Annotated in this window: 23 protein-coding genes; 7 read left to right on the top strand and 16 right to left on the bottom strand. The window is 60.3% G+C overall.

Features of this window, described 5'->3' with window-relative positions; translation table 11 throughout:
- Window positions 1-64 precede the first annotated feature (64 nt).
- Complete coding sequence (locus I6L48_RS03845) at window positions 65-859, top strand: class D beta-lactamase OXA-1163 (protein ID WP_042016119.1); 795 nt, start codon at window positions 65-67, stop codon at window positions 857-859.
- Window positions 860-980: 121 nt separating this feature from the next.
- Entirely contained in the window at window positions 981-2,372 is a 1,392-nt protein-coding gene (gene creD, locus I6L48_RS03840) for a cell envelope integrity protein CreD (protein ID WP_113069298.1), read from the top strand.
- Window positions 2,373-2,424: 52 nt separating this feature from the next.
- Here the strand turns inward: creD and glmU are convergent, their stop codons facing one another.
- The 15 genes from glmU to mioC form a co-directional block, all read right to left on the bottom strand.
- Window positions 2,425-3,786 carry a bifunctional UDP-N-acetylglucosamine diphosphorylase/glucosamine-1-phosphate N-acetyltransferase GlmU gene (gene glmU / locus I6L48_RS03835; RefSeq protein ID WP_113069300.1) on the bottom strand — a complete coding sequence of 454 codons (1,362 nt, stop codon included), beginning with the start codon at window positions 3,784-3,786 and terminating at the stop codon, window positions 2,425-2,427.
- A 93-nt stretch (window positions 3,787-3,879) separates the two neighbouring features.
- Entirely contained in the window at window positions 3,880-4,308 is a 429-nt protein-coding gene (locus I6L48_RS03830) for a F0F1 ATP synthase subunit epsilon (RefSeq protein ID WP_010672259.1), read from the bottom strand.
- 18 nt (window positions 4,309-4,326) lie between these two features.
- Window positions 4,327-5,715, bottom strand: a complete 1,389-nt coding sequence (gene atpD / locus I6L48_RS03825) for a F0F1 ATP synthase subunit beta (RefSeq protein ID WP_010672260.1) — start codon at window positions 5,713-5,715, stop codon at window positions 4,327-4,329.
- Window positions 5,716-5,748: 33 nt separating this feature from the next.
- Window positions 5,749-6,615 (bottom strand): F0F1 ATP synthase subunit gamma, encoded by an 867-nt coding sequence (atpG, locus tag I6L48_RS03820; protein WP_010672261.1) that lies wholly within the window; start codon window positions 6,613-6,615, stop codon window positions 5,749-5,751.
- Between the two features lie 42 nt (window positions 6,616-6,657).
- Entirely contained in the window at window positions 6,658-8,199 is a 1,542-nt protein-coding gene (gene atpA, locus I6L48_RS03815; protein ID WP_010672262.1) for a F0F1 ATP synthase subunit alpha, read from the bottom strand.
- 15 nt (window positions 8,200-8,214) lie between these two features.
- Window positions 8,215-8,748 (bottom strand): F0F1 ATP synthase subunit delta, encoded by a 534-nt coding sequence (gene atpH, locus I6L48_RS03810; RefSeq protein WP_010672263.1) that lies wholly within the window; start codon window positions 8,746-8,748, stop codon window positions 8,215-8,217.
- Window positions 8,749-8,761: 13 nt separating this feature from the next.
- Complete coding sequence (gene atpF / locus I6L48_RS03805; RefSeq protein ID WP_010672264.1) at window positions 8,762-9,232, bottom strand: F0F1 ATP synthase subunit B; 471 nt, start codon at window positions 9,230-9,232, stop codon at window positions 8,762-8,764.
- A gap of 51 nt (window positions 9,233-9,283) precedes the next feature.
- The gene (gene atpE, locus I6L48_RS03800; protein WP_010672265.1) at window positions 9,284-9,523 is read right to left on the bottom strand and encodes a F0F1 ATP synthase subunit C; all 240 of its coding nucleotides are present in this window, start codon (window positions 9,521-9,523) and stop codon (window positions 9,284-9,286) included.
- 58 nt (window positions 9,524-9,581) lie between these two features.
- Window positions 9,582-10,364, bottom strand: a complete 783-nt coding sequence (gene atpB, locus I6L48_RS03795; RefSeq protein WP_010672266.1) for a F0F1 ATP synthase subunit A — start codon at window positions 10,362-10,364, stop codon at window positions 9,582-9,584.
- 8 nt (window positions 10,365-10,372) lie between these two features.
- The gene (locus tag I6L48_RS03790) at window positions 10,373-10,783 is read right to left on the bottom strand and encodes an ATP synthase subunit I (RefSeq protein ID WP_010672267.1); all 411 of its coding nucleotides are present in this window, start codon (window positions 10,781-10,783) and stop codon (window positions 10,373-10,375) included.
- A gap of 190 nt (window positions 10,784-10,973) precedes the next feature.
- Window positions 10,974-11,882 carry a ParB/RepB/Spo0J family partition protein gene (locus tag I6L48_RS03785; protein ID WP_010672268.1) on the bottom strand — a complete coding sequence of 303 codons (909 nt, stop codon included), beginning with the start codon at window positions 11,880-11,882 and terminating at the stop codon, window positions 10,974-10,976.
- Window positions 11,879-12,682, bottom strand: coding sequence for a ParA family protein (locus I6L48_RS03780; RefSeq protein WP_029313362.1), 804 nt, complete (start codon window positions 12,680-12,682; stop codon window positions 11,879-11,881). The genes I6L48_RS03785 and I6L48_RS03780 overlap by 4 nt, the downstream gene beginning before the upstream one ends.
- 27 nt (window positions 12,683-12,709) lie before the next feature.
- Window positions 12,710-13,336: a 16S rRNA (guanine(527)-N(7))-methyltransferase RsmG gene (gene rsmG, locus I6L48_RS03775; protein WP_010672270.1), complete on the bottom strand. Its 627-nt coding sequence runs from the start codon at window positions 13,334-13,336 to the stop codon at window positions 12,710-12,712.
- Window positions 13,337-13,356: 20 nt separating this feature from the next.
- A complete protein-coding gene (gene mnmG, locus I6L48_RS03770; RefSeq protein ID WP_010672271.1) occupies window positions 13,357-15,246 on the bottom strand; it encodes a tRNA uridine-5-carboxymethylaminomethyl(34) synthesis enzyme MnmG in 1,890 nt (629 codons plus the stop codon).
- A 508-nt stretch (window positions 15,247-15,754) separates the two neighbouring features.
- Window positions 15,755-16,204 carry an FMN-binding protein MioC gene (gene mioC, locus I6L48_RS03765; RefSeq protein ID WP_210538032.1) on the bottom strand — a complete coding sequence of 150 codons (450 nt, stop codon included), beginning with the start codon at window positions 16,202-16,204 and terminating at the stop codon, window positions 15,755-15,757.
- Between the two features lie 371 nt (window positions 16,205-16,575).
- Between mioC and I6L48_RS03760 the strand changes: the two genes are divergently transcribed.
- The 5 genes from I6L48_RS03760 to fhuB are packed head-to-tail and all read left to right on the top strand — an operon-like array spanning window position 16,576 to window position 24,106.
- The gene (locus tag I6L48_RS03760; protein ID WP_029313364.1) at window positions 16,576-18,684 is read left to right on the top strand and encodes a TonB-dependent siderophore receptor; all 2,109 of its coding nucleotides are present in this window, start codon (window positions 16,576-16,578) and stop codon (window positions 18,682-18,684) included.
- Between the two features lie 60 nt (window positions 18,685-18,744).
- A complete protein-coding gene (locus I6L48_RS03755) occupies window positions 18,745-20,391 on the top strand; it encodes a multidrug ABC transporter permease/ATP-binding protein (RefSeq protein WP_104455017.1) in 1,647 nt (548 codons plus the stop codon).
- Window positions 20,392-20,437: 46 nt separating this feature from the next.
- Window positions 20,438-21,202 carry an ATP-binding cassette domain-containing protein gene (locus I6L48_RS03750; RefSeq protein WP_010672275.1) on the top strand — a complete coding sequence of 255 codons (765 nt, stop codon included), beginning with the start codon at window positions 20,438-20,440 and terminating at the stop codon, window positions 21,200-21,202.
- A gap of 31 nt (window positions 21,203-21,233) precedes the next feature.
- Complete coding sequence (locus tag I6L48_RS03745) at window positions 21,234-22,127, top strand: ABC transporter substrate-binding protein (RefSeq protein WP_053288975.1); 894 nt, start codon at window positions 21,234-21,236, stop codon at window positions 22,125-22,127.
- Window positions 22,124-24,106 carry a Fe(3+)-hydroxamate ABC transporter permease FhuB gene (gene fhuB, locus I6L48_RS03740; RefSeq protein ID WP_143238273.1) on the top strand — a complete coding sequence of 661 codons (1,983 nt, stop codon included), beginning with the start codon at window positions 22,124-22,126 and terminating at the stop codon, window positions 24,104-24,106. The genes I6L48_RS03745 and fhuB overlap by 4 nt, the downstream gene beginning before the upstream one ends.
- 69 nt (window positions 24,107-24,175) lie before the next feature.
- On the opposite strand, the gene mnmE is transcribed toward fhuB, so the two are convergent.
- Window positions 24,176-25,537 (bottom strand): tRNA uridine-5-carboxymethylaminomethyl(34) synthesis GTPase MnmE, encoded by a 1,362-nt coding sequence (gene mnmE, locus I6L48_RS03735; RefSeq protein WP_010672278.1) that lies wholly within the window; start codon window positions 25,535-25,537, stop codon window positions 24,176-24,178.
- Between the last annotated feature and the right edge of the window lie 94 nt (window positions 25,538-25,631).

Raw genomic sequence — 25,631 nt, 5'->3', positions numbered from 1 at the left:
GCTGCACCTCCTCGATGACGACCTTCCCCATCGATGCGCATTCATATTAATCAAGGAGATAGATATGCCCCGTATGCTGTTGTCCGGTCTGCTTGCTGCTGGCCTCTTCTGTGCACTGCCTGCCAGCGCCGCTTCTGGCTGCATGCTGTTTGCCGACGGCACCGGCAAACCCGTCAGCACCCAGGGGGACTGTGCCGCCCAGTTGACCCCGGCCTCCACCTTCAAGATCCCGCTGGCACTGATGGGCTATGACAGCGGCTTTCTGGTGGATGAACAACTGCCGGCCCTGCCGTTCAAGGCCGGTGACCCTGACTTCCTGCCGGAGTGGAAACAGACCACCACCCCGAGCAGCTGGATGCAATTCTCTGTCATCTGGTACTCGCAGCGCCTCACCGAGTGGCTGGGAGAGGCTCGCTTCCAGCACTACGTGGACAGCTTCGACTACGGCAACCGGGATCTCGAAGGCAACCCAGGCAAGCACGACGGTCTGACCCAGGCCTGGCTCAGCGCCAGCCTCGCCATCAGCCCCCAGGAGCAAGCCCGCTTCCTTGGCAAGATGGTGAGCGGCAAGCTGCCGGTCTCCGCCCAGACCCTGCGCCATACCGCCAACCTGATGCGTCAGCCCGACATCGACGGTTGGCAGATCCACGGCAAGACCGGCATGGGCTACCCCAAGCTGCTGGATGGCAGCCTGGACAGGGAGCAGCAGATCGGCTGGTTCGTCGGCTGGGCCAGCAAACAGGACAAGACGCTCATCTTCGTCCACACCGTTATCCAGAAGCCGGGCAAGCAGTTCGCTTCCCTCAGGGCCAGGGAGGAGGTGTTCGCCGCCCTGCCGGCTCGGTTGAAGACACTCTGATGCCAGCAACACCGGCGCCTGGCGCCGGTTTTTTTATCCCCCTTCACCACCACTTCACACTGCCCCATCCTCCCTTCACGCGACCCCGGCACACTCCCGTTCAACAACAAGGAGACGTGTCATGGTCAAACAGATTTTCACCCACAAGATCGCCCTGCTGCTGTTGCTCTGCCTGCTGATGATGATCCCGGTTCACGCCATCATGGAGCTGAATCGGGAGCGCCAGGCTTATCGCAGTCAGGCCATTCACAGCATCATGGCCAGCCACAGCGGGCCCCAGCGCCTGATGGGGCCCGTACTGGTACAGCCCTATACCCGGACCGTCACCGTCGAGCAGGATGGCAAACATTTCGTTCGCAAGGAGCAGGTCTATCGCTACCTGCTGCCCCAGAGGCTGGACGTGCGGGCCAGCATGGAGGTGACCCCGCGCAAGCTCGGTATCTATCAGGCCCAGATTTATCACAGTCGCCTCTCACTCTCCGGCCTGATGCCCACCAGCCTGGCTGACAAGGGGCTGGTGGCCGGTAACCCGAACCTGAGCTTCGACCCGGCGGATCCCGCCCTGGTGCCGGGCAAACCCTATCTCAGCCTGATCCTCTCCGATGCCCGGGGCATCAGCCGCGTACCCGAACTGCAATGGGGGGAGCAACGCATCCCGTTTGCCCCTGGTGCCCAGCTGGGGGACGGGCGAGTGGGGATCCATGCCCCGCTCAACGCCTTGCCAGACGAAGATGGCCGCTTTCACATCGAGCTCGATCTGCAAGGCATGAATGCGCTGGAAGTGGTGCCGCTCGGACAGGACAGCCGGTTTCACCTGAGCGGCAACTGGCCCCATCCCAATTTTCTCGGCGACTTTCTGCCCGGTGAACGCACTCTTGCGGATCAAGGGTTCGAGGCAAGCTGGCAGACCAGCTGGTTCGCCACCGACATGGAGAGCCGCTTCAACCGCATGATGAAGGGAGCGGGCACCAAACTGCCGTCATTCAGCGTCAGCCTGGTGCAACCGGTGGATCACTATCAGCTGAACGAGCGGGCCGCCAAATATGCCCTGCTGTTCATCGGCCTCACCTTCATCAGCTTCTTCATGTTCGAGCTGCTCAAGGGACTGCGGGTACACCCCATCCAGTACGCGCTGGTGGGCATGGGGCTGGCCATCTTCTATCTGGTGCTGCTGGCGCTGACCGAGCATCTCGGCTTTGCTTGGGCCTATCTCATTGCCGCCCTGGCCAGTGTGGCCCTCAACGGCTTTTACCTGAGTCATGTGCTGGGCGGCCTGAAACAGGGCATGGGATTCGCCGCCCTGCTGGGGCTGGTCTACGCCACCCTGTTCGGGCTACTGCAGGCCGAGGAGACAGCCCTGTTGCTCGGCGCCCTGCTGCTGTTCGCCACCCTGGCGCTGGTCATGGGGCTGACTCGCAAGCTCGACTGGTATCAGGTGATGGAGAACAGTCCCTCCGCCACCGCATGGGCGGCCCCCCAGCCATCGACCAGTGACACCAGACATCAGCCATAAGCAAAAAAAACCGGCGCCCTCGGGCGCCGGTTTGCATTTCATTGATCGGGCATCACTTCTTCTTGACCGGACGGGGCCAGTTGGGAATGTGGCGCTGGGGCACCCGGGTGATCACCAGCTCGTTTTCCGCCACATCCTTGGTGATGGTGGAACCCGCCCCCAGGGTCGCCCCCTTGCCGATGCGCACCGGCGCCACCAGCTGGGTATCGGAGCCGACGAAGACATCGTCCTCGATGATGGTCTGGAACTTGTTCACCCCGTCGTAATTGCAGGTGATGGTGCCAGCACCGATGTTCACCTTGGCGCCGACGTCCGCATCCCCCAGATAGGTCAGATGACCGCACTTCGAGCCAACCCCCAGCCGGGCCTTCTTCATCTCGACGAAGTTGCCGACATGGGCATCCTGCTCCAGCACGGCACCCGGGCGCAGGCGGGTAAAGGGCCCGACCGAGCACTGGTCGGCAATTTGCGCACCTTCGATGACGGAGTAGGGTTTCACCTCGGTGTGGTCGCCGATGACGCAATCCTTCAGCACGCTGCCGGCACCGATGCGCACGTGATTACCCAGCACCACCTTGCCTTCGATGATGACGTTGACGTCGATCACCACCTCCTCCCCGATTTCCAGGGTGCCGCGCAGATCGAAACGTGCCGGATCGATCAGGGTAGCGCCAGCGATCATCAGCTTCTCGGCCTGCATTTGCTGGTAGCTGCGCTCAAGCGCAGCCAGCTGCACCCGGTTGTTGGCCCCTTCCACTTCCATGGCGCTGTCAGGGTGGACGGCGGCGATGGCACAACCATCCCCATGGGCCATGGCGATGACGTCAGTCAGATAGAACTCGCCCTGGGCATTCTTGTTGTCCAGGCGGGAGAGCCAGCTACGCAGCTGACCACCGTTGGCCACCAACACGCCGGTGTTCACTTCGCGGATGGCAAGTTGCTCGGCGTTGGCATCCTTCTGCTCGACAATGCCGACCACCTGACCATGTTCCCGCACGATGCGGCCATAGCCGGTCGGGTTGTCCAGTACCACGGTCAGCAGCGCCATGCCATCGTCGGCCTTGGCGGCCAGCAGCCGTTGCAGGGTCTCGGGCTGGATCAGCGGGGTATCGCCGTAGAGCACCAGCACGTCGTCTTCGTCATGCCAGAACGGAATGGCCTGGGCGACGGCATGGCCGGTCCCCAGTTGCTGGGCCTGCAGCACCCAGTTCACATCTTCCGCGACGATCCGCTCCTTGAGCAGCTCGGCACCGTGGCCATAGACCAGGTGCAACTGTTCGGCACCAATCTGGCGAGCGGTATCGATCACATGGGAGACCATGGGCTTGTTGGCCACGGGGTGCAGCACCTTGGGCAGGGAGGAACGCATGCGGGTGCCTTTGCCCGCAGCCAGGATCACGACGTTGAGAGACATAGCTAGCCTTTGAAACAGGTGGAAATGCTGGGCGGAGTCTATCCAACGGGCAAAAAAAAAGCGACCCGAAGGTCGCTTTTTGCATCACCGTGATTAACGGTAATTCTTTTTGACGATATCGATAACCCGCAACTGGGCCATCGCTTTGGCCAGCTCGGCAGACGCCTGAGCATAGTCGATATCACCATGGGAGCTGTTGATCCGCTCTTCGGCACGACGCTTGGCTTCCTGGGCTTTCGCCTCATCCAGATCGTCGGCGCGAATGGCGGTATCGGCCAGCACGGTCACGGCTTCGGGTTGTACTTCCAGCATGCCGCCGGAGATGTACAGCACCTCTTCGCTACCATTTTGCTTGATCAAGCGGACCAGGCCCGGCTTGATGGCAGTCAGCAACGGAGCATGACCGTGGCGGAGACCCAGCTCACCTTCGGAGCCTGATACCTGGGCAGATTGCACGCGACCGGAAAACAGTTTTCCTTCGGCGCTCACCACATCCAGGTGAAAGGAGATCATCTCAGCCATGGGCCCTCCTATCGAGGCTTACAGTTTCTTGGACTTCTCGACGACTTCGTCGATGCCGCCAACCATGTAGAACGCCTGCTCCGGCAGATCGTCATACTCGCCCTTCAGGATGCCCTGGAAGCCACGGATGGTTTCCTTCAGCGGCACGTATTTGCCCGGAGAACCGGTAAATACTTCGGCCACGAAGAACGGCTGGGACAGGAAACGCTCGATCTTACGGGCACGGGCTACGGTCAGTTTGTCTTCTTCTGACAGTTCATCCATACCCAGGATGGCGATGATGTCCTTCAGCTCCTTGTAGCGCTGCAGTACGGTCTGAACGCCACGAGCGGTCTCGTAGTGCTCCTTGCCAACCACCAGCGGATCCAGCTGACGGGAGGTGGAGTCCAGCGGGTCAACGGCCGGGTAGATACCCAGAGCCGCGATCTGACGGGACAGTACGACGGTCGCATCCAGGTGGGCGAAGGTGGTCGCCGGAGACGGGTCGGTCAAGTCATCCGCAGGCACGTAAACGGCCTGTACGGAGGTGATGGAACCAGTCTTGGTGGAGGTGATGCGCTCTTGCAGAACACCCATCTCCTCGGCCAGGGTCGGCTGGTAACCTACTGCGGAGGGCATACGGCCCAGCAGTGCGGATACTTCGGTACCGGCCAGGGTGTAACGGTAGATGTTGTCCACGAAGAACAGCACGTCACGACCTTCGTCACGGAACTTCTCGGCCATGGTCAGGCCGGTCAGCGCCACGCGCAGACGGTTTCCGGGCGGCTCGTTCATCTGACCGTAAACCAGAGATACTTTGTCCAGTACGTTGGACTCCATCATCTCGTGGTAGAAGTCGTTACCCTCACGGGTACGCTCACCTACACCGGCGAACACGGAGTAACCGCTGTGCTCGATCGCGATGTTACGAATCAGCTCCATCATGTTGACGGTCTTGCCTACGCCGGCGCCGCCGAACAGACCAACCTTACCACCCTTGGCGAACGGACATACCAGGTCGATAACCTTGATGCCGGTCTCCAGCAGCTCGGTGCTGTTGGACTGATCTTCGTAGCTGGGGGCTTCGCGGTGGATGGACCAACGCTCTTCTTCGCCGATCGGACCCTTCTCGTCGATGGGGTCGCCCAGTACGTTCATGATACGGCCCAGGGTCGAGGTACCGACCGGTACCTGGATGGCCTTGCCGCTGTTAACTACTTCCAACCCACGACGCAGACCGTCGGAGGAACCCATGGTGATGCAACGCACGACGCCGCCGCCGATCTGTTGCTGAACTTCCAGTACCAGACCCTGGCCTTGGCCTTCGCTGACAACCTTCAGTGCATCGTACACCTGGGGCACGGCATTCTGCGGGAACTCGATGTCCACCACAGCGCCGATGATTTGGACGATGAAACCGTTACTCATGTCAAATCCTCTAAACCTTTGATAACCCTTGCCTTACACCGCTGCAGCACCGGAAACGATCTCAGTGAGCTCCTGGGTAATACTGGCCTGACGGGCCTTGTTGTATACCAGTTGCAGATCGTTAATCAGGTTGCCGGCGTTGTCAGTCGCGGCTTGCATGGCAACCATTCGGGCTGCCTGTTCACTTGCCAAGTTTTCTACCACACCCTGGTAGACCTGGGATTCGACGTAGCGAATCAGCAGGGTATCCAGCAGTTGCTTGGGATCCGGCTCATAGAGGTAGTCCCAGTGGTGCTTCTTGGCGAGCTTGCTGTCTTCTGTTACGGGCAAAGGCAGCAGTTGATCGACTTTTGGTTGCTGAACCATGGTGTTGACGAACTTGTTGTACACCAGATACAGCCTGTCAATCTCACCGTTGTCGTAAGCCTTCAGCATGACCTTCACTGAACCGATCAGGTCATTGACGCTCGGGTTGTCACCCAGTCCGGAGACGTGGGCTTTCACCTTGGCGCCGTGCCGTTCAAAGAAGTTGGAGGCCTTGTTACCGATCAATGCCAGGTCAACCTTGGCACCTTTCGCGCTCCATTGCTTCATATCATTGAGGGCAGCCTTGAACAGGTTGATGTTCAGACCACCACACAGGCCACGGTCGGTGGAGACGACGATGTAACCCACTCGCTTCACCTCACGTTCGATGAGGTAGGGGTGCTTGTATTCCAAGTTCCCCTGAGCGATATGGCCGATCACCTTGCGCATGGTTTCAGCGTACGGACGGCTGGCAGACATGCGTTCCTGCGCACGGCGCATCTTGCTCGCTGCCACCATTTCCATAGCGCTGGTGATCTTCTGAGTGTTCTTCACACTCCCGATCTTGTTACGTATCTCTTTTGCGCCGGCCATCTCTTCTCTCCATCAGGTGGCAGCTTGCGCTGCCACACACGCTTACCAGGTCTGGGTTGCCTTGAAGTCATCCAGCAACGCAGTCAGCTTGCCAACGATCGCGTCGTTGTAGTCGGCCTTGGCATTGATTTCAGCCATCAGCTCGGCATGCTGGGTATTGGCGTAAGAGAGCAGAGCGGCTTCGAAGTCGACGATCTTGCTCAGTTCGACATCGGCGAGATAACCCTTCTCGGCGGCGAACAGCACCAGGGACTGCTGGGCCACGCTCATCGGAGAGTACTGCTTCTGCTTCATCAGCTCGGTGACTTTCTGACCGTGATCCAGCTGCTTGCGAGTAGCATCGTCCAGGTCGGAAGAGAACTGGGCAAATGCCGCCAGTTCGCGGTACTGGGCCAGCGCGGTACGGATACCACCGGACAGCTTCTTGACGATCTTGGTCTGAGCAGCACCGCCCACACGGGATACGGAGATACCCGGGTCAACCGCCGGACGAATACCGGAGTTGAACAGCTGGGAGGTCAGGAAGATCTGGCCGTCGGTGATGGAGATCACGTTGGTCGGAACGAACGCGGAGACGTCACCGGCCTGGGTTTCGATGATCGGCAGGGCGGTCAGGGAACCGGTCTGGCCTTTCACGGCACCGTTGGTGAACTTCTCTACGTACTCGGCGTTGACGCGAGCAGCACGCTCCAGCAGACGGGAGTGCAGATAGAAGACGTCACCCGGGTAAGCTTCACGTCCAGGCGGACGGCGCAGCAGCAGGGAGATCTGGCGATAGGCAACGGCCTGCTTGGACAGGTCATCATAGATGATCAGTGCGTCTTCGCCGCGGTCACGGAAATACTCGCCCATGGAGCAACCGGCGTAGGGAGCCAGATACTGCAGAGCAGCCGCTTCGGAGGCAGAAGCCACGACCACGATGGTGTTGGCCAGGGCGCCGTGCTCTTCCAGCTTGCGCACCACGTTGGCGATGGTGGAGGCCTTCTGGCCGATCGCAACGTAGACGCACTTAATGCCGGAATCTTTCTGGTTGATGATGGTGTCGATGGCGATGGCGGTCTTACCAACCTGGCGGTCACCGATGATCAGCTCACGCTGGCCACGACCGATAGGGATCATGGCATCGATGGCTTTCAGACCGGTCTGGACTGGCTGGTCAACAGACTTACGCTCGATAACGCCCGGGGCGATCACTTCGATCGGCGAGAAGCCGTCGTTGTCTACCGGACCCTTACCGTCGATCGGCTGACCCAGGGTGTTGACCACCCGGCCCAACAGACCACGACCGACCGGCACTTCCAGAATGCGGCCGGTACCCTTTACCTTCATCCCTTCGGCCAGATCGGCATAGGGACCCATTACTACGGCACCAACGGAGTCACGCTCCAGGTTCAATGCCAGAGCGAAGCGGTTGCCCGGCAGCTCGATCATCTCACCCTGCATGGCATCGGCCAGACCGTGGATACGAATGATACCGTCGCTTACAGAAACGATGGTACCTTCGTTACGCGCTTCGCTTTTGACATCAAACTGCGCAATGCGCTGCTTGATCAGCTCGGCGATTTCAGTGGAATTCAGTTGCATGCTCTAATACCCCAATCAAGATTGCAGCGCATCGGCCATGCGATCCAGCTTACCGCGGACCGTGCCGTCGATAACGAGATCACCGGCCTTGATGAGCACCCCGGCCATCAAGGACGCATCTGTGCTGCAATTCAGCTTCACTTTGCGCGCGAGACGTTGTTCCAGAGAAGCCTGAATATTGGCTTTCTGCTGGTCGGTCAGTTCGATCGCCGAAATCACGTCAGCCTGAACTTCTTTGTCCAGTTCAGCCTTGAGCGCGACGAATTCGGCAACGACCGCCGGCAGCACACCCAAGCGACCATTCTCGGCCATCACCCGGATCAGGTTCTGACCGTGCTCGTTGAGCTGCTCACCGCAGACACCGACAAACAGCTTTGCCAGTTCTTCGGCAGCAACGGAGCCGTTTACCAGGCTGTGCATGGTCTCGTTTTCTGCCACCTGAGCGGCGAAATCGAGCATCTCCAGCCATTGGTCAACCGCCTTGTGCTCAACGGCAAACTCGAAAGCAGCCTTGGCGTAGGGGCGAGCGATTGTAGTCAGTTCAGACATAGCCCCGTTCCCGTTACAGTTCTGCTACCAGTTTGTCGACGATGTCGCTGTTGGCAGCCTGGTCGATTTGGCGTGCCAGGATCTTCTCTGCACCCGCGATGGCAAGAGCAGCAACCTGCTTGCGCAGTTCTTCTTTGGCACGATGACGTTCAGCTTCGATCTCTGCACGGCCCTGAGCCAGGATTTTCTCCCGCTCAGCTTGGGCTCCGACAGCGGCCTCATCAATGATCTGGGCCTTGCGTTTGTTGGCCTGATCGATGATTTCAGCAGCCTGAAGCTTGGCTTCTTTCAGCTGATCGGTGGCGTTGGCCTTGGCCAGCTCCAGATCTTTCTTGGCACGCTCTGCAGAAGAGAGGCCGTCAGCGATTTCTTTCTGACGGGCTTCGATGGCAGCCATCAGCGGCGGCCATACGTACTTCATGCAAAACACTACGAAGATGAAAAAAGCAACTGCTTGGCCGAGGAGGGTGGCGTTGATATTCACAGCCGATGTCCTCTTTAGTTAGTTAATGGGTTCTGCGTGAGTCGTAATGACTTAGGCAACCGCAAACATCACATACAGACCCAGACCAACGGCGATCATCGGGATCGCATCCACCAGACCCATCACGATGAAGAACTGGGTACGCAGAACAGGGATCAGGTCAGGTTGACGAGCTGCACCTTCCAGGAACTTGCCACCCAGGATACCGATACCGATGGAGGCGCCGATAGCCGCCAGACCCATCATCATTGCAGCAGCGATGTACAGCAGGTCCATGTTCAAGTTTTCCATGAGGATCTCCATTTATTTAGATGTAATTGATTGTATAAAAAGGATTATTTGAGTTGCATCAACCATGGTCTTCCTGCGCCATCGACAGATAGACGATGGTCAGAACCATGAAGATAAACGCCTGCAAAGTGATGATCAGGATGTGGAAGATTGCCCAAGGCACGGACAGGATCCACTGTGACCACCAGGGTAACAAACCCGCAATCAGGATGAAGATCAGTTCGCCAGCATACATGTTGCCGAACAGTCGCAGACCCAATGAAACAGGCTTGGAAATCAACGTGACGGTTTCAAGGATGAAGTTAACCGGGATGGCAGCAGGGTGATTGAAAGGCTGAAGCGTCAGCTCCTTCACGAACCCGCTGATACCCTTGACCTTGATGCTGTAGTACAGGATCAAGAAGAACACGCCCAAAGCCATGGACATGGTGATGTTAACGTCAGCAGAGGGAACCACACGCAGATAGGGAACACCCATCAACTGTGCAGCGTGAGGGATAAAGTCAACGGGGATCAGGTCCATGAAGTTCATCAGGAAGATCCACACGAACACCGTCAGGGCCAAAGGTGCGATGACCTTGTTACGACCATGAAAGATGTCCTTGACGTTACCATTCACAAACTCGACCAGCATCTCCACAAAGCACTGCAGCTTACCGGGCACACCGCTGGTGGCCTTGACGGCAACCTTGCGGAACAACCAGATAAACAGGGCGCCTAGCACGACGGAAAATATCATGGAATCGATATTCACCGTCCAGAACCCGGACCCTACCTGCAGGTGGGTCAGGTGGTGGGAGATATATCCCTGAGGAGTCAGGACTTCTCCGGTTGCAGACATGAGTTTTCCTAATAGTGGTTGTTAAGCGTGAATGAAACTATCCACTGTACAACGAGGGCGAGGATATAAGTGGCGAAGAACGAGGCGGTGTCGACCTCAATCCCGGCGCCAAACAGCAGGGCGAAAAGTCCTGTTGTAGTAATGAGCTTAATCCCTGCCCCACCATAAAAGTCCCGCAAAACCAGGCCTACGCTCTCTTTCGTCACCTTGCGGCGCAGAACCCAGAGCGTGAACAGGGCTTGAGGAACCCAGTACATCCCCCCTCCGTAGAGAGAGGATTGTCCGGCGAACTCTCCCGCCTGATAAAACCAGACGGTGGCGATCGCCAGGATCAGGACCAGCTGACAAACGAGCATAGCCAAGGCCAGCGTCAAACCTTCCAAGGCTATTTTCTGCTTCACCAACCTACCCCTGAACATTACAGAACTGTAAAAAATCGGGATCCGAAGACCCCAGGTTCACAGCTCGAAAAGCCGGTCAAATTATACCCGTGAAGACGGCTATTGCAACATGGCAAAAATCCTTAATTTTTGCGGCTTTCCGCGCGAAATTAAGGTTATGTTCATATCGAAAGTAATGGATGTTTTATTACTACAAAAAGCGTAAAAATCACGATTCTGACAGGCCAAAATAGCCCAATACCCGGTCCAAATCTGCCAAGTTATCGTAACTTATTACTAACTTGCCGCTATCTTTCTTACCCGGCTGAAGTTGCACCTGATTGCCAATTTTTTCAGAAATCTGGCGCTCGAGATAACCAAACTGCGGATCGCGGACGGGTTCAACCCTGGTTTTTGCCGGTTCCAGTGCTTTTTGCACCAGCTTCTCGGTATCTCGCACTGTCAGCCCCTTCTGGGCCACCAGTTTGGCCAGCTCTGACTGGGCCTGGCCGCTCAGGGCCAGCAGGGCACGGGCATGCCCCATGTCGAGGTCGCCGTGTTCCACGAAGCGCTTCACGTCCTCGTTGAGCTGGTTGAGACGCAGCAGGTTGGTGACCGTGGTGCGGGACTTGCCTACCGCCTCGGCAACCTGCTGGTGAGTCAGTTCGAACTCCGTCAGCAGGCGCTGAAGGGCGACGGCCTCCTCGATGGCGTTGAGATCTTCACGCTGGATGTTCTCGATGAGTGCGATGGCGACGGCCGCCTCGTCGGCGACATCCTTGACCAGGCAGGGCACCACTTCGAGACGGGCCAGCTGGGAGGCGCGCCAGCGGCGTTCACCAGCAATGATTTCGAAACGGTTTTCACCGATGGAGCGAACCACGATGGGCTGGATCACCCCTTGTGCACGGATGGAGTTGGCCAGCTCCTCCAGCGCATCCTGGGACATATCCTTGCGCGGTTGGTATTTGCCGGACTGCAGCCACTCCACCGGCAGCTTGCGCAATTCCCCCTGATTGGTCGGGGCCATGGCCTGTTCGGTGCGCTGGTCGCTCATCACCTGTTTCTGGCGGGCGGCCGTGCTGGTGCTGAGCAGGGCGTCCAGCCCCTTGCCCAGCCCACGTTTCTTCGGCGTCATATGCTCTCTCGATCTGCGGTGAGCGGCTGGGACTCCTGCTCCTGGCGGCGCAGGATCTCGCCAGCCAGGGCCAGATAGGCCTTGGCCCCCACCGATGATTTGTCATAGTGCATGGCTGGCGCGCCAAAGCTCGGCGCCTCCGCCAGTCTTACGTTGCGGGGAATGATGGTGCGATAGACCTTGTCCCCGAAATGCTGTTTCAGCTGATCGGACACATCATTGGCCAGCCGGTTGCGATGATCGAACATGGTGCGCAGCACCCCTTCGATCTTCAGCTCCGGATTGACCACGGCTGCCAGCTTGCTGATGGTGTCCACCAGGGCGGTCAGCCCTTCCAGCGCATAGTATTCGCACTGCATGGGCACCAGCACGGAGTCAGCGGCGGCCATGGCGTTCACCGTCAGCATGTTGAGAGAAGGCGGGCAGTCGATGAAGACGTAGTCGTACTTGTCCCTGACCGAGGCCAGGGCGTTGCGCAGGCGGATCTCGCGGGCAAAAAACTCCATCAGGCGGATTTCTGCCGCGGTCACGTCGGCATTGGCGGCAATCAGGTGATAGCCTCCCGAGGTTTCGGGGATGATCACCTCGCCGATGGGGGCATCTTCGATCAGCAGTTCATAGGCAGTGCGTTCGACATCGTACTTGTCGACGCCACTGCCCATGGTGGCATTGCCCTGCGGATCCAGATCGATCACCAGCACCTTGCGCCGGGTAGCGGCCATGGAGGCGGCCAGATTCACACAGGTGGTGGTTTTACCCACTCCACCCTTCTGGTTGGCTATGGCAATGACTTTTCCCACACTGTCCCCTAAATGAATGCGGCGGCCCTATTCGGGCTGGATGGCTTTAAACTCCAGCAGATGGCGTTCACCTTCCAGTTCCGGCACCACCAGCTTGTGGGTGGCAACCAGACGAATGCTGTCAGGCAACTGTGCCAGCTCCTGCTCGGGGTATTGTCCCTTGAGCGCCAGGAAGCTGCCCTCGGGTGACGGCAGATGATGACACCAGCTCAGCATGTCCTCCAGGGAGGCGAAAGCCCGGCTCAGTACACCATCAAATCCGGTCTCGGGTTGATACTCCTCCACCCGGGATTTGACGGGGGTCACATTGGTCAACCCCAGCTCCAGGATCACCTGGCGGATGAAGTTGATCCGCTTGCCCAGGCTGTCGAGCAGCACGAACTGTTTGTCCGGATTGATGATGGCCAGCGGCAGTCCGGGCAGACCCGGACCCGTTCCCACATCGATGAAGCGTTCACCGTGCAGGTGAGGACTCACCACCAGGCTGTCGAGGATATGCTTGACCAGCATGGCGTCCGGATCTCGCACCGAGGTGAGATTGTAAGCCTTGTTCCACTTGTGCAGCAACTCGACCAACTGCACCAACTGGGTCTTCTGGGTTTCGGTGATAACAATTCCGGCCTGCATGAGCAGGCCGTTCAATCTTTGCAGCATGTTGTCCAACGGGGAATTCCTCAGGCGGTTTTACGCAGCAGGCCGTGTTTCTTCAAGTGCACCAGCAAGATGGAGATGGCGGCAGGGGTGATGCCGGAGATGCGGGACGCCTGACCAATGGTCTCTGGCTTGGCATCGTTGAGCTTGGCGATCACCTCGTTGGAGAGACCGTTCACGTCGCGGTAGTTCATATCCAACGGCAGCAGGGTGTTTTCGTTGCGCAGCTGTTTCTCCACCTCGTCGTGCTGACGCTCGATATAACCGGCGTACTTGATCTGGATCTCCACCTGATCCGCGGCAGCCGCATCGGTCAATGCAGGCCCCACACCCTCGATGGCCATCAGGGCATCGTAGGTCACCTCGGGGCGACGCAACAGCTCTTCCAGGCTCTGCTCCCGGGTCAGGGGAGTGTTGACCAGGGCGTTGACGGCCTCCAGAGACGGATGCTGTGGATGGATCCAGGTCGAGCGCATGCGCTGACGTTCCTGCTCCACCTGTTCCACCTTGGCATTGAACAGGCTCCAGCGATGATCGTCCACCAGACCCAGCTCGCGGCCGATGGCGGTCAGGCGCAGATCCGCGTTGTCTTCCCGCAGCAGCAGGCGATATTCGGCACGGCTGGTGAACATGCGATAGGGTTCGCGGGTCCCCAGTGTGGAGAGATCGTCCATCATCACGCCCATGTAGGCCTGATCCCGGCGTGGGTGCCAGGCTTCCTTGCCCTGGGCGCGCAAGCCCGCGTTCAGACCGGCCATCAGACCCTGGGCAGCGGCCTCTTCATAGCCGGTGGTGCCGTTGATCTGGCCGGCGAAGAAGAGGTTCTCGATGCACTTGCTCTCCATGTTGGCCTTGAGATCCCGCGGATCGAAGAAATCGTACTCGATGGCGTAGCCAGGGCGAGTGATATGGGCATTCTCGAAGCCACGGATCGAGCGGACGATCTGCACCTGCACGTCGAACGGCAGGCTGGTGGAGATCCCGTTCGGGTAGAGCTCGTGGGTGGTCAGGCCTTCCGGTTCCACAAAGATCTGGTGCGCCGTCTTGTCGGCAAAGCGGGTGATCTTGTCCTCGATCGACGGACAGTAGCGCGGACCTATCCCCTCGATCACCCCGGCGTACATGGGGCTGCGATCCAGGTTGTTGCGGATCACCTCGTGGGTTTGCTCATTGGTATGGGTCACGTAGCAAGGCATCTGGCGCGGATGCTGGCTGGCGTTGCCAATGAAGGAGAAGACCGGGCGAGGATCGTCACCATGTTGCTGCTGCATCACAGAAAAATCGACGGTGCGTGCATCGATGCGTGGTGGCGTGCCCGTTTTGAGGCGATCGATGCGCAGCGGCATTTCACGCAGGCGCTGGGCGAGGGCAATTGAGGGAGGATCCCCGGCGCGGCCCCCTTTGTAGTTCTCCATGCCGATGTGGATCAGACCATTGAGGAAAGTGCCAACGGTCAGTACGACCGTCTTGCCGCTGATGCGGATCCCGCTCTGGGTAACGACCCCGGCGACGCGATCCCCGTCCATGACCAGATCGTCACAGGCCTGCTGGAAGATCTTCAGGTTCGGGTAGTTCTCCAGGGTCTGACGCACCACAGCCTTGTACAGCAGGCGATCAGCCTGGGCACGAGTAGCCCGCACCGCAGGGCCCTTGGAAGAGTTGAGCGTGCGGAACTGGATCCCGCCGAGATCGATGGCCTGCGCCATGATCCCGCCAAGGGCGTCGACTTCCTTGACCAGGTGTCCCTTGCCGATCCCGCCGATCGCCGGATTGCAGGACATATGCCCCAGCGTATCTATGTTGTGGGTGAGCAACAGGGTATTGAGACCCATTCGGGCTGCCGCTGTTGCTGCTTCGGTTCCTGCATGACCGCCACCGACGACGATCACATCAAATTGTTCATGGTATTGCATTGGGGATCACCTTGATCTGCACGCCTGAAGATCTTTGTTTGCCTGGTCTGAAGGGCGGATCATTCTATCTGTTTAGCATCCGGAGGGGAACGTCTACTTCAGGATCAGTATGGATCAGGGATCGGTTAAATAGATCTTAAGGATCTTTAGATCGATCTTTTATTGGATCTTTTATTAGGATCCGAGACTTCTGTTGATAAGGCATTTTTGATCATAAAGATCATTCGGTTAAGGTCGATCGCTGCTTGTGGAAAAGCTTGGATCCAGAGGGGGCGAACGGGGGGATAACATGGGTTTTTATACACAGACACATGGTCTTAAAGATCTAATACATGAATAACTATAGGTTTTGCAGAGCTTAGCACCTAAGTTATACACAATTATCCGAGCTCATGTGGGGAGCTCTCGGGAAAAACTTATCCGGATCCCCCTGTTAATAACCTGGTGGATAGGGATCTGGGGATAACCAGGGAGATCGGAGGTCGTGACCGGATCTCCCTGGCCCTGATCAGCCGATCAAGGTCATCCAGTCGTGGATCCAGGTTTCTGCGGCATCTTCGGGGATCTCGTGCTGGGTCACGTCTATTTCCAGGAGATCCCCCAGTCGGCTGGCACCGCACCCGGCCAGCAGCCGATCCAGCGTCTTGCCGCCCTGGCAGAAGGTGTCATAACTGCGATCCCCCAGGGCGATCACTCCGTACTTGAAGGCGGCGAGATCCGGCTGCTGTTCGGCAAGCTCCCGGGCAAAGGGCTGCAGATTGTCGGGTACATCCCCCGCTCCATGGGTGGAAGTGACCACCAGCACGATGGCTTCTGGCTCGGTCAGGATCCTGGCCAGGCTGGCGGGGTTGTGGATCTCCGCCTGGTGGCCCGCCTGTTCAAGCAGGCCGACCACATGATCTGCGACATATTCGGAGGCCCCCAGCATGGAGCCGACGACGAGGTTGAGTTTGGCCATGGAATGGATCCTGATGTCATCGAAAAAGTGAAGAGGGGGGATCTTACCGCCAAAGCATGTGGATAAATATGGATAAAGCTTGGGGATAAGGATCCTGTCCACTTTTTTGCAGCCAAAACCGGTCTCGTGGCCGTCGTGGCGCCTTCTTTCCGCCTGTTGCGACCTCATCGCACCTTTCGTTGTCAAACGACACTTCAAAACATCAATTAACAATGCAGATGCAAATGATTAGCAATTATTGAATCGATTCGATCACAGCACCTGTAGTAGCATGGCGCTGCTTTATTCGCCTGAGGCGCCGGGCTGACCGGTCCAATTGGGCACCCATAATAAGAAATCAAACATAACTTATTGATATTTGAGACACTTATATGATTGCGCAAAAAAATACCCCGAATGCCGTGATGCGAAAGAGAGGCGCACAGCTGCTGCCGCTCTCCTGTCTGCTGGCGTCCCTGCCCGTGTTGGCGGCGGAACAGGCGGATAAAGAGTTGCCCAAGGCGGGCGAAACCATGGTCGTGACCGGGACCGCCATGAAGGTCGAGGTCCCCATGGCAGAGACCCCCCGTGCCGTTTCCGTGGTCAATCGCGAAGAGCTGGACCAGCACGCCGTACTCAAGCTAGACGAGTCCCTGCGCTATCGCTCCGGCGTCCTGTCCCAGTCCTATGGTTCGGATACGGATGCTGACTGGTTCAAGGTGCGCGGCTTCGATGCGGCTTCTTACCTGGATGGCAACCGCCTGTTCAGCACCGGTTACTATGTCTGGACCCCGGAGCCCTTCGGCCTTGAGAGCGTGGAAGTGCTCAAAGGCCCGGCCTCCATTCTGTATGGCGAAGCCCCTCCCGGAGGCGTCATCAACGCCATCAGCAAGCGTCCGACCGCGACCCCGCAGGGACTGGTGAACCTGCAACTGGGCAACCGGGATCTGCGCCAGGTCGGGGTGGATGTCTCCGACACCCTTACCGACAACAGCCGGTATCGTCTGGTGGCCCTCTACAACGAGCGGGACGGCGTGCTGGACGGCACCTACAACGAGCGCGCCTATCTGGCGCCGAGCGTGACCCTGGATATTTCGGATCGCACCACGCTGACGCTGCTCTCCAGCTTCAAGCACGATGAAGGGGTGCCGACCAACGGCTTCTTCCCGGTCTATGGCACCCTGAATACCTCCGGCGGCCAGATCGATCCCTCCACCAACCTGAGCCAGCCGGATTACGATCGCAATCGCAATACCCAGATCTCCGCCGGGTACGAGCTGGCCCACCAGCTCAACCAGACCTGGGAGTTCAAGCAGAACGTTCGCTTCAATTACAACGATCTGCTGCTGCGCCAGACCTATATCTTTCCGACCTATGAAGGCACCACCGCCTACCGCGGCCTGGTCTACCGGGATGGGGATACCAAGAGCGCCACCATGGACAACCAGATGGTGGGTTACTGGAACACCGACAGCACGGAGCAGACCCTGCTGCTGGGGGTGGATCTGCAGCGCCATGTAAATGAAGGTCAGGAAGCCGACAACTATGGCATGGGCGCCATCAACACCATGAACCCGGATTACAGCGGTTTCCCCGGTTTTGATGAATCCACCGCGACCCACCAGAAGAGCACCAAGGGTCAGAGCGGCCTCTATGCCCAGCACCAGATCCGCTGGGATGATCGCTGGCTGCTGACCGCGGGCGGTCGTTTCGATTACGTGGAAACCCACAACATCAGCGAAGCCAAGAGCAAGAACGAGAAACAGTACGACGACAACCTCTCTCTCTCCGGCAGCCTGATGTACCTGGCCGACAACGGTCTCTCCCCTTACTTCGCCTATGCGGAATCCTTCGAAGTGCTGCCGGGGATAGACCCCAACACCGGCAACTCCTACAAGCCGCTGGAAGGCAAGCTCTACGAGACCGGGGTCAAGTACGCACCCAGCTTCCTCGATGGCTACATCAACCTGGCGCTGTTCGATCTGGAGCAGACCAACTCCCTGGTCTCTACCGGCTCCGGCCAGCAGACCCAGGCCGGTGAAGTGACCTCTCAGGGGGTCGAGCTGGAAGGGAGCGTGCAGGCCACCGAGGCGTTGCGCCTGACCGCTGCCTATACCTATACCGATGCCAAGACCAACGACACCGGCAACGGCGATCGTCGTGCGAGCCTGATCCCGCGCCACCAGGCCTCCTTCTGGGGCAACTACAAGGTGCAGCAGGGCCCGGTATCCGGTCTTGAGCTGGGTTCCGGCGTGCGCTATGTGGGTTCCAGCGTCGGCATCGGCGCGGTGAATGCGGACTACACCCCCATCTATGGTTCCGCCCAGGTACCGGCACACACCGTATGGGATGCGATGATCGGGTATGACTTTGCCAAGAACTGGCGTGCCCAGATCAACGTCAACAACCTGCTGAACGACACCTATGTGGCGAGCTGCGACTACTACTGCTACTACGGCGAGCCGCGCAGCATAGTCGGCACCGTCAACTACCGCTGGTAAGCGACAGGCCGGGCGGGGGCGAAGGCTCCCGCCCTCCTTCCATTCATCTACAGGCCTGTCATGGAACTCTTGTCACTGGTTTATCGCCAATACCGTTGGCCCTTCATCGCCATTAGCCTGCTCAGCCTGCTGAGTGCTGTCAGCGGGATAGGCGTCATTGCCTTCATCAATCAATCACTTATCGAATCAGTCGGGGATCCGCTGCCGATCCTGGGTCAGCTTGTCGGCCTGGTCTTGCTGCTGCTGGTGATCACGCTCGGATCCCAACTGGCCCTGACCACCCTGGGTCACCATTTCGTCTACCGGTTGCGTGGCCGCCTGCTCAAGCAACTGCTGGATACCGACGTCGCCCGTCTGCGTCAAATAGGGCAGGGGCCGCTCCTGGCCTCCCTTTCCAGCGACATCGGTCAGATCACCATCGCCTTCGTGCGCCTGCCGGAACTGGTACAGGGTCTGGTGCTCACCCTGGGCTCCATCATCTACCTTGGCCTGCTCTCTCCCGCCTTGCTCGGTGTTACCGCCCTCTGGGTCACCGTGACCATGGTGGTGGGCTGGCTGCTGGTGAACCGGGTCTATCGCCACCTGGCGCACATGCGCCAGGCCGAAGACAGGCTCTACCAGAACTACCAGTCCATCATCGCCGGGTGCAAGGAGCTGGCGCTCAACCGCGAGCGTGCCCACTTCGTCTACCACCAGCTCTATGAGCAGAATGCCCGGGACTACCGGGAGCAGATCATCCGCGCCGATACCTACCACCTGAGCGCGGTGAACTGGTCGAACATCATGATGCTGGGTGCCATCGGCCTGGTCTTCTTCCTGGCCAACGGGTTGGGCTGGGCCAACACCAATGTGGCCGCCACCTTCGCCCTGACCCTGTTGTTCCTGCGCACTCCCTTGCTGCAAGGCATCGGAGCCCTGCCGACCCTGATCGCCGCCCAGGTGGCGTTCGACAAGATAGCTGCCCTCAATCTGGCAGAGCCGGACGAAGCGTTCCCGTTGCCGCCTGCGCCTCGCCCCTGGCAGCGCATCGAGCTGGATCAGGTGAGCTTTCACTACCAGGGGGAGGGCGGTTTCTCCGTGGGCCCCATCAATCTGGTGATCGAGCGGGGGGAGCAGATATTCCTCATCGGTGGCAATGGCTCCGGCAAGTCGACCGTGGCCATGCTGCTGACCGGGCTCTATCAACCGGTCTCTGGCCGGATCCTGCTGGATGGGGAGCCGGTCACCGATCGCAACGGCTATCTGGGGCTCTTCTCCGCCATCTTCACCGACTACCACCTGTTCCAGCATTTGCTGGGGCCCGAGCCGAAAGAGGCGCTGGTCGCCGAGTGGCTTGAGCGGTTGCAGATGGGCAGCAAGCTTGCCATCGAGGATGGCTTCATCGCCGATATCGACCTCTCCCAGGGCCAGCGCAAGCGGGTCGCCCTGCTGCTGGCCCTGGCAGAGCAGCGCGAGATCATGCTGTTCGACGAGTGGGCCGCGGATCAGGATCCCCAGTTCCGCCGCATCTTCTATCAGGTGCTGTTGCCGCGTCTCAAGGAGATGGGCAAGACGGTGATCGCCATCAGCCACGACGATCACTACTTCTCTCTGGCCGATCGCCTGCTGGAGATGCGCCAGGGCCGCCTCACCGAACTGACCGGCGAGCAGCGCGAGCAGGTGAGCCGGGATGCGGTCGCCCATCTGGATGGCAAGGTGCCGACCTGATGCTGGCACCGATGAGACTGGCAGCAAGCCAGCACAGGAATTGCTTATGTTCGAGATGAAATCCGCCAGCTTCGCGGTCAATGACCGCACGCTGCTGCACCCCACCAGCCTTCGCTTCGAGCAAGGTCGGGTCTATGGCCTCATCGGCCACAACGGGTCGGGAAAATCGACCCTGATCAAGCTGCTGGCGCGCCAGCAACCCCACAGCGGCGGGGAGATCCTGTTCGATGACCAGCCGTTGTCTGCCTGGGGCAACCGGGAGTTTGCCCGTCAGGTGGCCTATCTGCCCCAGCACCTGCCGAGTGCCGAAAACCTGCTCGGCCGCGAGCTGGTGGAGATGGGGCGCTACCCCTGGCGCGGACTGCTGGGCCGGATGGGAGCGGAAGATCACCGTCAGGTGGAGCGTGCCATCGCCCTGACCCACACCGAACGCTTTGCCGATCGGCTGGTGGATACCCTCTCCGGCGGTGAGCGGGGGCGAGTCTGGCTCGCCATGCTGCTGGCTCAGGAGAGCCGTTTCATCCTGCTGGACGAGCCGCTGGCCGCCCTGGACGTGGCCCATCAGGTGGAGGTGCTCACGCTCGTCAAGCAGCTCAGCCGCCAGCTCAACCTCGGGGTCATCATCGTCATTCACGACATCAACATGGCCTCCCGTTTCTGCGATCGGCTGGTGGCGCTGCACTCCGGCCGTCTGCTGACCCACGGCGAGCCCGAACAGATCATGACAGGGGAGACCCTGAACGCCATCTATGGCATCCCCATGGAGGTCATTCGCCATCCGGCCCATGACCACGCCATCGCCATCGTCTGACCGGGGGCCGCTCTTGAACCGTTTATTGAAGATGGCGCCCTGTTTGCTCAGTCTGCTGCTGCCCCTGGCAGGGGAGGCCGGGCAGCTTGTCACCGTCACCAGCGCCACGCCCCGCATCGCCACCGTGGACTGGACCATAGCCGAAACCCTGCTGGCGCTCGGAGTGACACCGATGGCGGTGGGGGATGTGGCCCCCTATCGCGCCTGGGTCGGTGAACCCCAGCTTCCTGCCGGGGTGATCGATATCGGGCTGCGTGCCCAACCCAACCGGGAACTGCTGGCGGAGCTCAAACCGGATCTTATTCTCATCTCGCCGCTGGCGGCCCCCCTGGCGCCGACCCTCTCCCGCATCGCGCCGGTGCACTCCATCGCTCTGTATGAACCGGGCACCGATCTGTGGCAGCGACTGCGGGAAGCGACCCTGACCATCGCCGCCCTGGTGGGCAAGACCGCGGAGGCCGAACGCCAGCTCGCCGCGCTGGAGCAGGATCTGGCACAGATGCAGGCGGCGCAGCCCGCCGATATGCCCCCCTTGCTGGTGGTGCAATTCATCGATGAGCGCCATGTGCGGGTGTTTGGCCATGGCAGCCTGTTCGAGGCTGTGATGCAGCGCCTCGGTCTTCGCAACGCCTGGCAGGGAGAGACCAATGCCTGGGGATTCTCGGTCGCGAGCCTGGAGCAGTTTCTCGGGATGCCGGATGCCAGGCTGGTGGTGGTGGACCCCGTGCCCGTAGGAGTTGGTGAAAAACTTCAGGAGCCTGGATTGTGGCAGCATCTCCCGCTGGTACAGAACAATCCAGTGATCCATCTGCCTGCGACATGGAGTTTTGGTGGCATATTGGCGGCCCGCCGCTTCGCCACCCTGCTGGACGGTGCCTTGCGGGAGCAGGCTGTCCACAGAGCAACCGGGGGATCAAATCAATGAGCTCTTCTCTTTCTTCGCCCCTGCTGCGCCCGGGTCTCTGCCTGTTGGTGCTGACACTGGGGCTGGCTTGCGCCGAGCTGTCGCGTCAACTGCCGGGGGCGCTCTGGTGGCAGGCCCTGTTCTCCCCCGAGCTGGACGATGCCCGCCAGGCGGTAGTCCATTTCAGCTGGCTGCCGCGCCTTGCCATCTGCCTGCTGGCCGGTGCCGCCCTCGGGCTCGCCGGTACCCTGATGCAGCAGGTGCTGCGCAATCCCCTGGCCTCGCCCACCACCCTGGGGGTGGCCTCTGGCGCCCAGCTGGCGCTGATGATGGTGACCCTGCTCGCCCCCTCCTGGCTGCTGATCGGGCGGGAGTGGATCGCCATGGCCGGGGGAAGCCTGGCCATGGGGCTGGTCTTCGCCCTGGCTTGGCGCCGTCAGCTCAATCCCGTGGTCATCGTTTTTGCAGGGCTGGTGATAAACCTCTATCTGGCCGCCATCAGCATGGGATTGCTGCTGTTCTTCCAGGAGGAGCTCAAAGGGTTGCTGGTGTGGGGGAGCGGATCTCTGGCCCAGAACAGCTGGAGCGGCGTCGGCTATCTGCTGCCACGGTTGCTGTTGGCCGCGATGCTGGCGGCGGTGCTGGTGCGCCCGCTGGCAGTGCTGGAGCTGGACGATGCCAGCGCTCGCAGCCTGGGGGTCTCTCTCAAGCACCTGAGATTCGCCGGCCTCGGCCTCGCGGTCTTCATCACCGCCTGCGTGGTGAGCGTGGTGGGGCTGATCGGTTTTATCGGGCTGGCGGCGCCCGCCATGGTGCGGCTGCTGGGGGTCAGAAAACTGGCCCAGCGGCTGCTGTGGGCGCCCATCCTCGGCGCCCTGTTGCTGGCGGCCACCGATCTGCTGCTGCAGACCCTGAGCCGGTTCTGGCCTGTGCTGATCCCGACCGGCGCCATGACGGCCCTGTTGGGGGCGCCGCTGCTGCTCTGGCTGATCCCGCGTCTTGGTATCAAGCAGAGTGCGCCTAAGGCGAACTCCTCCCTGCAGTTGGCCCGCCATCCGGCGCCAACTCGCCTTGTCGGCCTGATGGTGTTGGGGCTGGCTGCGGCGGTGATCGCCTCCCTGTTGTTTGGGCAGGGAATGGGCGGCTGGGGCTGGCCGAGCTGGCTGCGGTGGCAGGTCCAGCTGGAGTGGCGCTTGCCGCGCACGCTGGCAGCGGGTGCCGCAGGCGTGTTGCTGGCGCTGGCAGGCACCCTGTTGCAGCGAGTCAGCAACAACCCTATGGCGAGCCCCGAACTGCTGGGGGTGAGCGGTGGCACCTTCATGGGGGTGATTGCGGCGGCCCTGTTGCTGCCCGCCTTGCCGCTGCCCATGATGCTGCTGGGGGGGCTGGTGGGCGCCTTCGCCTGCCTGTTGCTGCTGGTGCTTATCAACCGGCGCAACGGCTTCCAGCCGGAGCGGATACTGCTGTCTGGCATCGCCATCACGGCGCTGTTCGAGCCGTTGCAGGCCATCGCCCTGGCCAACGGCGACCTGCGGGTGCAGCAACTGCTCTCCTGGATGTCCGGCTCCACCTATTACGTCACCCAGCCGGTGGCCCTTGCCCTGGTGGTACTGGCGCTGCTGATGCTGGCAGCCTGCCTGCTGGTGAGCCGCTGGCTCGATCTCATGCCCATGGGGCCGGCGGTAGCGACGGCTCTGGGGATCCATCTCGGCCGTGCCCAGCTCACCATCCTGCTGCTGGTGGCCGTGCTCACCGCCAGTGCCACCATGGTGATAGGCCCGCTCTCCTTTGCCGGTCTGCTGGCGCCGCACCTGGCCAGATTGATGGGGCTGGTGAGGGCGCGCTGGCACCTGCTCGGCGCCGCAGGCTGTGGCGCTTTGCTAATGGTGTCGGCGGACTGGATCGGCCAGCAGATCCTCTTTCCCCAGGAGGTGCCCGTCGGTCTGGTCTCCACCCTGTTAGGGGGTGCTTACTTCATGTGGTGCCTGCGCCGCCTCTAGGTCGGTGGATGAAAAGCGCACAAAAAAGCCCGGGATGAACCCGGGCTTTTCATTGCCTGCTCTGCGGACTTACTTGCCGATGCAGAAGCTGGAGAAGATGCGGCCCAGCAGATCGTCGGAGCTGAACTCGCCCGTGATCTCGGACAGGGACTCCTGGGCCAGGCGCAGCTCCTCGGCTACCAGTTCGCCAGCCACATAGACCTCAAGCTGCTCCCTGGCTACCAGCAGCCGTTCGGCGGCGCGCTCCAGTGCGTCCAGGTGGCGGCGGCGGGCCATGAAGCCCCCCTCGGTATTGCCCTGGAAGCCCATGCAGGCCTTGAGGTGCTCGCGCAGGGCGGGCAGCCCCAGCTCGGTCTTGGCGGAGATGCGATAGACGGCGTGGCCCTGCTCCTGGCTCGGTGCCAGATCCTCGCCGGTCAGGTCCGCCTTGTTGCGCACCACGGTGAGGCCGATGTTTTTTGGCAACCGATCAACGAATTCCGGCCAGATATCGTGGGGATCGACGGCATCCGTGGTGGTGCCGTCCACCATGAACAGCACCCGGTCGGCCTGTTCGATCTCGGCCCAGGCACGCTCGATGCCGATCTGTTCCACCTTGTCCTGGGTATCGCGCAGGCCCGCGGTGTCGATGATGTGCAGCGGCATGCCATCCAGATGGATGTGCTCGCGCAGCACGTCGCGGGTGGTACCGGCGATCTCGGTGACGATGGCGGACTCGCGGCCTGCGAGGGCGTTGAGCAGGCTCGATTTACCGGCGTTGGGGCGACCGGCGATCACCACCTTCATCCCCTCTCGCAGCAGGGCACCCTGCTTGGCCTCGCCGCGCACGTCGTCCAGCTCGGACATGATGGCGTAGAGGTCACCCGCCACCTTGCCGTCGGAGAGAAAGTCGATCTCTTCATCCGGGAAGTCGATGGCCGCTTCCACATAGATGCGCAGCCGGGTGAGACTCTCCACCAACTGCTGAACCTTGCCGGAGAACTGCCCCTGGAGGGAGTGCATGGCGCTGCGGGCGGCCTGCTCGCTGGAGGCTTCGATGAGATCGGCGATGGCCTCGGCCTGGGCCAGATCCAGCTTGTCGTTGAGGAAGGCGCGCTCGCTGAACTCGCCCGGGCGGGCGGGGCGGATGCCGTCGATCTGCAGGATGCGGCGGATCAGCATGTCGAGAATGACGGGGCCGCCATGGCCCTGCAGCTCCAGCACGTCTTCGCCGGTGAAGCTGTTGGGGGCCTTGAACAGCAGGGCGATGCCCTGATCCAGCGCCTGGCCCTGCTCGTCCCTGAACGGCAGATATTCGGCATAACGCACCCTGGGGAGCTTGCCGAGCACTATCTCGGCGACCCGCTCGGCGGCAGGGCCGGAGACGCGGACTATGCCGACGCCGCCACGGCCGGGGGCGGTGGCCTGGGCCACGATGGTATCTGTTGTCATCTTGCTTGACTCGCTGGTTGGCTGAATGAGTAAGAGGGTGGGGGACATTGTAATAAAAAAGGCGGCCCGAAGGCCGCCTCTTTTGTCATCAGGA

The sequence above is a fragment of the Aeromonas sp. FDAARGOS 1418 genome (genome assembly GCF_019048585.1).
GTDB classification, from domain to species: domain Bacteria; phylum Pseudomonadota; class Gammaproteobacteria; order Enterobacterales; family Aeromonadaceae; genus Aeromonas; species Aeromonas caviae.
The sequence above is the reverse complement of the archived record's forward strand: the minus strand, read 5'-3'. Positions and strand labels throughout refer to the sequence as shown.